The following is a 5,509-nucleotide window of genomic DNA, read 5'->3' on the forward strand; positions in this document are numbered from 1 at the left end:
GCTCAAACGCTCTTTAAAAAGTTGACCAAGTAATTCGTGTGGGCGCTGGCCGAGGTATTTCAGATACGAAATATCAGGACAGTGACTCGTCGAAAATTGAGTTTTGTCTTGAGCAAGAATTAAGAATCTTCGGATTCTTGTATGATTTAAACTGAAGAGTTTGATCATGGCTCAGATTGAACGCTGGCGGCAGGCTTAACACATGCAAGTCGAGCGGAAACGATGATAGCTTGCTATCAGGCGTCGAGCGGCGGACGGGTGAGTAATGCTTAGGAATCTGCCCAGTAGTGGGGGACAACAGTCGGAAACGGCTGCTAATACCGCATACGCCCTACGGGGGAAAGCAGGGGATCTTCGGACCTTGCGCTATTGGATGAGCCTAAGTCGGATTAGCTAGTTGGTGAGGTAAAGGCTCACCAAGGCCACGATCCGTAGCTGGTTTGAGAGGATGATCAGCCACATCGGGACTGAGACACGGCCCGAACTCCTACGGGAGGCAGCAGTGGGGAATATTGGACAATGGGGGCAACCCTGATCCAGCCATGCCGCGTGTGTGAAGAAGGCTTTCGGGTTGTAAAGCACTTTCAGCGAGGAGGAAGGCTCTAAAGCTAATACCTTTAGGGATTGACGTTACTCGCAGAAGAAGCACCGGCTAACTCCGTGCCAGCAGCCGCGGTAATACGGAGGGTGCAAGCGTTAATCGGAATTACTGGGCGTAAAGCGCGCGTAGGTGGTTGAGTAAGCGAGATGTGAAAGCCCCGGGCTTAACCTGGGAACGGCATTTCGAACTGCTCGGCTAGAGTGTGGTAGAGGGTAGTGGAATTTCCTGTGTAGCGGTGAAATGCGTAGATATAGGAAGGAACACCAGTGGCGAAGGCGGCTACCTGGACCAACACTGACACTGAGGTGCGAAAGCGTGGGGAGCAAACAGGATTAGATACCCTGGTAGTCCACGCCGTAAACGATGTCAACTAGCCGTTGGGGATCTTGAATCCTTAGTGGCGCAGCTAACGCACTAAGTTGACCGCCTGGGGAGTACGGCCGCAAGGTTAAAACTCAAATGAATTGACGGGGGCCCGCACAAGCGGTGGAGCATGTGGTTTAATTCGACGCAACGCGAAGAACCTTACCTGGCCTTGACATGCAGAGAACTTTCCAGAGATGGATTGGTGCCTTCGGGAACTCTGACACAGGTGCTGCATGGCCGTCGTCAGCTCGTGTCGTGAGATGTTGGGTTAAGTCCCGTAACGAGCGCAACCCCTATCCTTGGTTGCTAGCAGGTAATGCTGAGAACTCCAGGGAGACTGCCGGTGACAAACCGGAGGAAGGTGGGGATGACGTCAGGTCATCATGGCCCTTACGGCCAGGGCTACACACGTGCTACAATGGCGTATACAGAGGGCTGCCAACTCGCGAGAGTGAGCCAATCCCTTAAAGTGCGTCGTAGTCCGGATCGCAGTCTGCAACTCGACTGCGTGAAGTCGGAATCGCTAGTAATCGCGAATCAGAATGTCGCGGTGAATACGTTCCCGGGCCTTGTACACACCGCCCGTCACACCATGGGAGTGGATTGCACCAGAAGTAGTTAGTCTAACCTTCGGGAGGACGATTACCACGGTGTGGTTCATGACTGGGGTGAAGTCGTAACAAGGTAGCCCTAGGGGAACCTGGGGCTGGATCACCTCCTTAAACGAAGCTGAATGCTTCGGTCAGAGTCCACACGAATTACTTGGTTAGCGAATAAAGAGAGCAATTGGGTCTTTCAGGCCCGACTTGGCTTGTCGTTATGACGAGCAAAACCGGGTCTGTAGCTCAGGTGGTTAGAGCGCACCCCTGATAAGGGTGAGGTCGGTGGTTCAAGTCCACCCAGACCCACCAAAATCGCGTAGCTCGTCGTTGTGTCCGAACTTGCATAGCAGGCTATGCGGCGTCCGAACACGCCTAGATCTACACGATTTGATGACGTAGCTTATATGGGGCTATAGCTCAGCTGGGAGAGCGCCTGCCTTGCACGCAGGAGGTCGGCAGTTCGATCCTGCCTAGCTCCACCAAAAATTTACTGACTAACTTCGGTTAGCAGTGTGCAGAAAAAAGTGTTTCAACGTGATGACGTTCGAAATCCTTCTTTCTGATCACTGGGTCAGATTTGCTCTTTAACAAATTGGACGAGATAGAACACGAATATTCTTCTCTCATTATCTCCGAGAGAAAATATTCAAAGTGATAACGATTTCAAGCGTTATCCGGTGTTGTCGTTGAAGTGGTTGTTATATCGCTTCAAGTGACTGTCTCTATAACCTTCTCTTCAGGCTTGCCTGGAAGGATGGATATCGAGAACAGTTGTCTTGGGGTTATATAGTCAAGCAACTAAGCGCATACGGTGGATGCCTTGGCAGTCAGAGGCGATGAAAGACGTGGAAGCCTGCGATAAGGTTCGGGGAGCTGGCAAACGAGCTGTGATCCGGACATTTCTGAATGGGGAAACCCACCCGATTTCGATCGGGTATCTTGCACTGAATACATAGGTGTAAGAGGCGAACCGGGGGAACTGAAACATCTAAGTACCCCGAGGAAAAGAAATCAACCGAGATTCCCTAAGTAGCGGCGAGCGAACGGGGACTAGCCCTTAAGCTAGACAACTGATAGGAGAAGGCTCTGGAAAGTGCCGCCATAGTGGGTGATAGCCCCGTATCCGAAATCTGAGTCTAGTGAAATCGAGTAGGTCGGCGCACGAGAAACGTTGACTGAACATGGGGGGACCATCCTCCAAGGCTAAATACTCCTGACTGACCGATAGTGAACCAGTACCGTGAGGGAAAGGCGAAAAGAACCCCTGTGAGGGGAGTGAAATAGATCCTGAAACCGTATGCGTACAAGCAGTCGGAGCAGACTTGTTCTGTGACGGCGTACCTTTTGTATAATGGGTCAGCGACTTATGTTCAGTGGCGAGGTTAACCGTTTAGGGGAGCCGTAGGGAAACCGAGTCTGAATAGGGCGATTTAGTCGCTGGGCATAGACCCGAAACCGGGCGATCTATCCATGAGCAGGTTGAAGGTTGAGTAACATCAACTGGAGGACCGAACCCACTGTCGTTGAAAAGCCAGGGGATGACTTGTGGATCGGAGTGAAAGGCTAATCAAGCCCGGAGATAGCTGGTTCTCCCCGAAAGCTATTTAGGTAGCGCCTCGGACGAATACCACAGGGGGTAGAGCACTGTTTGGGCTAGGGGGTCATCTCGACTTACCAACCCCATGCAAACTCCGAATACCTGTGAGTACTATCCGGGAGACACACGATGGGTGCTAACGTCCATCGTGAAGAGGGAAACAACCCAGACCGCCAGCTAAGGTCCCAAAATACCAGTTAAGTGGGAAACGATGTGGGAAGGCTCAGACAGCTAGGAGGTTGGCTTAGAAGCAGCCATCCTTTAAAGAAAGCGTAATAGCTCACTAGTCGAGTCGGCCTGCGCGGAAGATGTAACGGGGCTCAAACTGGTTACCGAAGCTGCGGCTGCATACTTTGTATGCGGGGTAGGGGAGCGTTCTGTAAGCCTGCGAAGGTGAGTTGAGAAGCTTGCTGGAGGTATCAGAAGTGCGAATGCTGACATGAGTAACGACAATGGGAGTGAAAAACTCCCACGCCGGAAGACCAAGGGTTCCTGCGCAACGCTAATCGGCGCAGGGTGAGTCGGCCCCTAAGGCGAGACCGAAAGGTGTAGTCGATGGGAAACGGGTTAATATTCCCGTACCTTGGATAGCTGCGATGGAGAGACGGAGAAGGCTAGGTGAGCCGGGCGACGGTTGTCCCGGTTTAAGCGAGTAGGGAGTGGACTTAGGCAAATCCGGGTCCACAATCCTGAGACGCGACGACGAGTGCCCAAGGGCGCGAAGTCATTGATGCCCTGCTTCCAGGAAAATCTTCTAAGCTTCAGGCTATTCGGGACCGTACCCCAAACCGACACAGGTGGTCAGGTAGAGAATACCAAGGCGCTTGAGAGAACTCGGGTAAAGGAACTAGGCAAAATGGTGCCGTAACTTCGGGAGAAGGCACGCCGGTGTGTACGTGAAACCCCCGCGGGTGGAGCGGAAGCCGGTCGAAGATACCAGGCCCCTGCGACTGTTTATTAAAAACACAGCACTGTGCAAACACGAAAGTGGACGTATACGGTGTGACGCCTGCCCGGTGCCGGAAGGTTAATTGATGGGGTTAGCATTCGTGCGAAGCTCTTGATCGAAGCCCCGGTAAACGGCGGCCGTAACTATAACGGTCCTAAGGTAGCGAAATTCCTTGTCGGGTAAGTTCCGACCTGCACGAATGGCGTAACGATGGGGGCGCTGTCTCTACCCGAGACTCAGTGAAATTGAAATCGCCGTGAAGATGCGGTGTATCCGCGGCTAGACGGAAAGACCCCGTGAACCTTTACTATAGCTTCACAGTGAACTTTGAATATGCTTGTGTAGGATAGCTGGGAGGCTTTGAAACCAGGACGCCAGTTCTGGTGGAGCCAACCTTGAAATACCAGCCTGGCATGTTTGAGGTTCTAACTCTGGCCCCTTATCGGGGTTGAGGACACTGTGTGGTGGGTAGTTTGACTGGGGCGGTCTCCTCCCAAAGCGTAACGGAGGAGCACAAAGGTGGGCTAAGTACGGTCGGACATCGTACGGTTAGTGTAATGGCACAAGCCCGCTTGACTGCGAGACAGACACGTCGAGCAGGTACGAAAGTAGGTCATAGTGATCCGGTGGTTCTGTATGGAAGGGCCATCGCTCAACGGATAAAAGGTACTCCGGGGATAACAGGCTGATACCGCCCAAGAGTTCACATCGACGGCGGTGTTTGGCACCTCGATGTCGGCTCATCACATCCTGGGGCTGAAGCCGGTCCCAAGGGTATGGCTGTTCGCCATTTAAAGTGGTACGCGAGCTGGGTTTAGAACGTCGTGAGACAGTTCGGTCCCTATCTGCCGTGGACGTTGGAGATTTGAGGAAAGCTGCTCCTAGTACGAGAGGACCGGAGTGGACGAACCGCTGGTGTTCCAGTTGTTTCGCCAGAAGCACTGCTGGGTAGCTATGTTCGGATAGGATAACCGCTGAAAGCATCTAAGCGGGAAGCCCCTTCCAAGATGAGATCTCCCTGAGGCCTTGAGCCTCCTGAAGAGCCGTTCAAGACCAGGACGTTGATAGGCTGGGTGTGTAAGCGCTGCGAGGCGTTGAGCTAACCAGTACTAATTGCTCGTGCGGCTTGACTATATAACACCCAAGACAATTGCGGATAACGCAACAACGAAATCAATATCACGTTTTATCTCGTCCCCCAGTGATCAAACCGTTTTGTCTGACGACCATAGCGGCTTGGAACCACCTGATCCCATCCCGAACTCAGAAGTGAAACAAGCCAGCGCCGATGGTAGTGTGGCACTTGCCCATGTGAGAGTAGGTCATCGTCAGACTCTTAATACCTAAAACCCCCGATAGCGTTGCTATCGGGGGTTTTTTCATTTCTGGCTATC

At 52.6% G+C, this 5,509-nt stretch carries 2 tRNA genes and 3 rRNA genes; all 5 read left to right on the forward strand.

Going from position 1 to position 5,509, the window contains the following annotated elements:
- Positions 1-148 precede the first annotated feature (148 nt).
- The 5 genes from ACNQ6O_RS15715 to rrf all read left to right on the forward strand — a co-directional run bounded on the left by ACNQ6O_RS15715 (position 149) and on the right by rrf (position 5,449).
- Positions 149-1,689: ribosomal RNA gene (locus tag ACNQ6O_RS15715) — 16S ribosomal RNA — on the forward strand.
- Positions 1,690-1,801: 112 nt separating this feature from the next.
- A tRNA-Ile gene (locus ACNQ6O_RS15720) sits at positions 1,802-1,878 on the forward strand.
- 97 nt (positions 1,879-1,975) lie between these two features.
- Positions 1,976-2,051: transfer RNA gene (locus tag ACNQ6O_RS15725), tRNA-Ala, on the forward strand.
- Positions 2,052-2,357: 306 nt separating this feature from the next.
- A 23S ribosomal RNA gene (locus ACNQ6O_RS15730) occupies positions 2,358-5,249 on the forward strand.
- Positions 5,250-5,333: 84 nt separating this feature from the next.
- Positions 5,334-5,449: ribosomal RNA gene (gene rrf / locus ACNQ6O_RS15735) — 5S ribosomal RNA — on the forward strand.
- Together the 16S, 23S and 5S rRNA genes with 2 tRNA genes alongside form the textbook arrangement of a ribosomal RNA operon.
- The last annotated feature ends 60 nt before the right edge of the window (positions 5,450-5,509 follow it).

The sequence above is a fragment of the Marinobacter sp. SBS5 genome, from assembly GCF_048285575.1.
In the GTDB taxonomy this organism is placed as follows: Bacteria; Pseudomonadota; Gammaproteobacteria; order Pseudomonadales; family Oleiphilaceae; genus Marinobacter.